The sequence below is a fragment of the Bradyrhizobium sp. AC87j1 genome (genome assembly GCF_002936975.1).
GTDB lineage: Bacteria > Pseudomonadota > Alphaproteobacteria > Rhizobiales > Xanthobacteraceae > Bradyrhizobium > Bradyrhizobium shewense.
In genome coordinates, this window is record NZ_PTFE01000225.1 from 1 (window position 1) to 1,708 (window position 1,708).

Annotated in this window: 2 pseudogenes; one reads left to right on the forward strand and one right to left on the reverse strand. The window is 61.9% G+C overall.

The window, feature by feature from the left end:
* Positions 1-31 precede the first annotated feature (31 nt).
* Positions 32-259: pseudogene (locus CV770_RS40940) on the reverse strand (IS256 family transposase); the annotation flags it as partial.
* A gap of 240 nt (positions 260-499) precedes the next feature.
* Here CV770_RS40940 and CV770_RS40950 point away from each other — a divergent pair.
* Positions 500-1,636 (forward strand): annotated as a pseudogene (locus CV770_RS40950) (IS110 family RNA-guided transposase).
* Positions 1,637-1,708 lie beyond the last annotated feature (72 nt).

The following is a 1,708-nucleotide window of genomic DNA, read 5'->3' on the forward strand; positions in this document are numbered from 1 at the left end:
GAGCTATGCGGGATTTTGGGTGACGAGGCGATCAGGCGGCGTGGTTTGCCGGCACCTGGATGACCTCGATGCCGTTTTCGAATCTGACACCTGCGATGACCTTCGGCAACTGATTTGTGCCTTTCAGCCGGCGCCAGGTCTTTGATGCGGCGCAGAGCAGCTTGAACACCATCAACTTGGCAGTCGTTGACGATAACGAACCTTTCGTGCGCACGGTTCTGTGCCGGACCGTCGCGAACACGCTTTCAATGGGATTCGTAACCGGTATAAGATTCTCGGTGCTGATGTTCGGCTGCGGCTTTCAAGATCGTGGCGTATGGTGCGACCATCCGGGACAGAGGCACCGGGAGCACGAAAGTGTGGGCAGGCCGATGCGTACGATGAGCTGCGAGCTCGAGTTAGTAGCTGGCCGCCTCTACGACTAGCCCGGTTGCGCCGTGAGCGCGGATCCGTAGTTGTCGTGTCGCCCACCGTTCCCATCATATGACAGGAGGTGCAAATGCGACGCGTAATCGCCCACCGAACTTTCGGCGAGGTGGTTTTCTGGGAAAACGGCAGACTTCGACCGGCCGGTCGCGTCGATATGACCCGCACGGCACTGGAGGGCTTTGGCAAAAGCCTTCAACCGATAGATGAGGTGGTGATCGAAGCGACCGGCAACTGCATGGCGGTGTCACGGTGCTGTCGCCGTTCGTGAAGCGGGTGGTCATCGCCAACCCATTGCAGATGAAGGCAATCGCGCATGCCCATGTGAAGACTGACAAGGTCGACGCGGGCACGCTGGCCAGCTTGTACGCGGCCGGCTATCTGCCGGAAATCTGGACGCCGGACGCGGCCACAGAACGGCTGCGCAGGCTGGTCGCTCGGCGTTACCAGGTCGTGCGGCATCGGACCCGGATCAAGAACGAAGTGCACGCAATCCTTCATGCGCACCTGATCCCAAAATGTCCCCGATTTATTCAACGGCCGCGGCCGCGATTGGCTGGCGCACCAGCCAGTACCCACAAACACGATGGACGACGGCTCGGTCAGGCGGCTGCTGACGATCACCGGCGTCAATCTGGCGGTGGCGGCCGGGTTGATGGCGGCAATTGGCGATATCACGCGCTTCAAGAGCCCGCAGAAACTGGTCAGCTACTTCGGGCTCAATCCGCGTGTGCACCAGTCGGGCCTCGGTGCCGCTCATCATGGCCGGATCAGCAAGGTCGGACGCAGCCACGCCCGGGCCATGCTGGTAGAAGCCGCCTGGGCTGCCGCCAAGGCACCCGGACCGCTCCACGCTTTCTTCGTGCGTATCCGCGCCAGACGGGGCCATCAAGTGGCCGCCGTCGCCGTAGCGCGCAAGCTGACCGTCCTGTGCTGGCATCTGCTGACGAACGAAGAGGATTACCTCTGGGCCCGGCCCAGTCTTGTCGCTCACAAGATGCGCGGCATGGAGTTACAGGCTGGCCGAGCGCAGAAAAACGGCAACACGCGCGGCTCTGCCTACGCGTACAATATCAAACAACTCCGCGATCAGGAGATGCACGTCGCCGAGCAAGCGCAGAGAAGGTATGAGCACTTTGTCGAAGCTTGGCGCCCGCGCTCGCCAAAAGAAAAGGCGCGCGGGCGCCTCAACCCGGCAGGGCACAGATAGGCTGCCCGGCGACGCTTACAGCCGACGCGCCGCTCTTCGCCACGAGGTCACCCGCGCACGACAATAACGAGT